Below are 2,858 nucleotides of genomic sequence, written 5' to 3' on the forward strand. Positions count from 1 at the left end.
ATAAACATATTTTTTAAAACCACGAAGCAAATTCTTTTTCCAAAAAATTGAGATATTTTCATTGGAGATACTACCTTTGCTCCTAATTTAACCGTAAAAATATCAAATGCTTTATCAATATCGTTAACCATATATCCAAAATGATATAATTTAATACCTTGTTTCAACCAATAATCCAATGTATTTGAGCCTTCTAAATTTTCCAATAATTCTAATCTCGGTTGATTTTTTGCTGTTATAAAAAGCCCTTTAACTCCTTGATTGATATCGCTATCAAACCAAGCTTCTTTAATATATCCGAGCATGGCATAGCTTTTAAATTCCTTTTCTATATTTTTAGTTGCTATACCTATATGATGAAAATCAAAACCACCTAAAGCAATTTTTAAATTTCTTTGAAATATTTTTAATGATTTTTCTTCTAAGCCAGAATCAACAAATGAAAAATAATGCTCCCTATCCACAAATTGCCATACTGCGTTATAGTTTTGCCCATCTATTGTAAATTCATTAATTAAAATTTCTTTAGTTTTAGCACCTATAGACTTATGAAATTCTACTACCAATGCATTATCTTGTATTGTTTTAGTATATACTTCTACTAAATTTAACTTTTCGAAAGCAAATTTATATGCTAATTGAATGCTTTCAATTGTAGCCATGGAGCCTTTTTTTACAACCCAACGACCTAATTCTGCTGCCCCATCTTTTACATTATAAATACTGATTAAACCTTCTTTTTCACCAGTTAAGTTATTTTTAACTAAAAAATAATAATCATCTGGCGTGTTAAAATATCTATTTAACCAATCAATTTGCAAATTTAAATCTCTAGATATTTTATGAACATATTTATTACGCTTAGCATCTTCTAGTCTTACATCAATAATAAACTGAGCATCATCTAAGGTTACTGGTCTAATAGAATACGCAATCCCTTTCTCTTTAAAGCTATGAAGCATTTATTTCGCCTTAGATTTTACTAAATCAATAATTTTATTAATAGTTGTCATACCACCAATCTCTTCTTGTGTAAAGACAATATCAAATTCTTCTTCTAAAGCTATAATAATCTCAACATGAACTATTGATTCCCACAATTTATCAACATCTATTTTTTCTATTAATTGATCTTTATCAATTTTCGCAATTGTAGAAATTATTTCAATAATTTTATTGTCCATATTTACTCCTCTATTATAATTGACACTAAATCTTGATTAATGTCTTTATTAAATTTAGAACTAGCATTAATAAAATCAAATAAATTTTCTACTAAAAAATTCTCAGCAGGTTTATTTCTTTCACCCTTTATAAAATTAATTTTAAACTCAGAACGACCAAATTTATCAAGAGCTAATTGTATAGGATAAAGTACAATGCTATTATCAATACCTCTACCTAATGCTCGGCAACTAATAAAACACTCTTCCATTTCTAAATATCTATTTTTATCTCTAAATACACAAACTCCAATGATGCCGCTATTAGATAACTTATCTTCCAATTTAATAGTGATTACCATACAATTCTTATCGTTCATTAATTCCTTAACTTCAGTTTCGCTATATCTCTTATATCCACAAATAAATTGGTTAGTTTTATTAGCTAATTCAGAAATTCTAGGAATTTGCTTATTGTTATTTATTGAATATGTCAATTTAATATCTAAACTTTTTATATAATCTGCTTTAGATAAAGTTTTTTGTAAAAACTCTCTTTGCTTATTAGCTTGAGTATCTTTAGAGCGTATTTTATCTTCATCTTTTATATTTAACTTCAACATTCTAGGATAATTTTTTAAAACATTAAGCGTTATATCTGCTTTATTTTTAGCCACGATATATTTTATACTTGGATAATCATTTAACATAGAAATTATTTCACCCATATTATCATCAATAAATAAAACGCTATCAATGCCAATATTGAGAAATTTAATAATTTCACTTACTGCTTTGGATTTTTCTTTCCAAGATATATAGTATTTTGTAATATGCTCTAGTTGGAGTGGAAAATCTTTTCTAGTTTTAAACATTTCAATAACATCTTGCTCTTCATTTTTAGATGCTAAACAAATAAAAAAACCCTGTTTAGATAATTCTACAATATGTTCTTGAAGTAATTTATGAGCATTAGTTAGTTCTAACCCATATATTTTATCTTCCCCCAATACGCCTTTATATAGCGTATTATCTAAATCAAAAATCAATGCCTTAATATTAGGTAAAAGTATAGAAGGTATATAATTTAACCCTAAATCTTTAGAAATCTCAATTAAAGCTTTGGAACTTAGCTTGGTTCCAGAAAATTTTTCCAATCTTAGATCTAAATAGTCATCATTTAAAAAATGCTTAATTTTATTAAGATTATAAACAACTACGCTACTGTTTTCAATAGTTAAATTTGTTTCAAAAGGAATAATAAGTATTTTTTTAGAATAAATTTTGGTTAAATATTCAATTCTGTCAATAATAAATTTATTAAAATCAATATTTTGATATCTTGTAGAATCTATCCAAAGTATCAATAAATCAGAATTTTGATCTAAATTTAAAAAGGATAACGAATCATCATAATCACTATAGCTAAATTCTATACTGATTTGAGCATAATCTAAAAAAGGCTTTAATGAATTTTCTATAAGCTCAAAAGAGTGGTTTCTATAAACATTAATTCTAAACCTTGCAAGATTTGCTAGTGAAGACGAATAAGATAATATTTTACTTCTAGTTAATTTATTTTCAAATATAAAATCTTGTAAATCACTTATCATAAATAACAAACCTCTTTCAAATTTTATTTGAAATAATAATTTTGTTTTGAAGATTATAGTTTTCAATACTAGTTGGATGGTT

Annotated in this window: 3 protein-coding genes; all 3 read right to left on the reverse strand. The window is 25.4% G+C overall.

The window, feature by feature from the left end:
• Positions 1-962 (reverse strand): GNAT family N-acetyltransferase (locus tag CSUIS19073_RS08075; protein WP_330518302.1); only part of this gene is annotated, 962 nt, incomplete at its 3' end.
• Positions 963-1,184: an acyl carrier protein gene (locus tag CSUIS19073_RS08080; RefSeq protein WP_086242680.1), complete on the reverse strand. Its 222-nt coding sequence runs from the start codon at positions 1,182-1,184 to the stop codon at positions 963-965.
• Between the two features lie 2 nt (positions 1,185-1,186).
• Positions 1,187-2,858: HAD-IIIC family phosphatase (locus tag CSUIS19073_RS08085; protein ID WP_086242679.1), on the reverse strand; the 1,672-nt coding region annotated here is incomplete at its 5' end.

It is taken from the genome of Campylobacter sp. RM19073, assembly GCF_024723495.1.
Lineage (GTDB): Bacteria > Campylobacterota > Campylobacteria > Campylobacterales > Campylobacteraceae > Campylobacter > Campylobacter porcelli.

Bases quoted from the DNA above. Each gene is read 5' to 3' on its own strand.
- CSUIS19073_RS08080 (WP_086242680.1), bottom strand. From the start codon at position 1,184: ATGGACAATAAAATTATTGAAATAATTTCTACAATTGCGAAAATTGAT.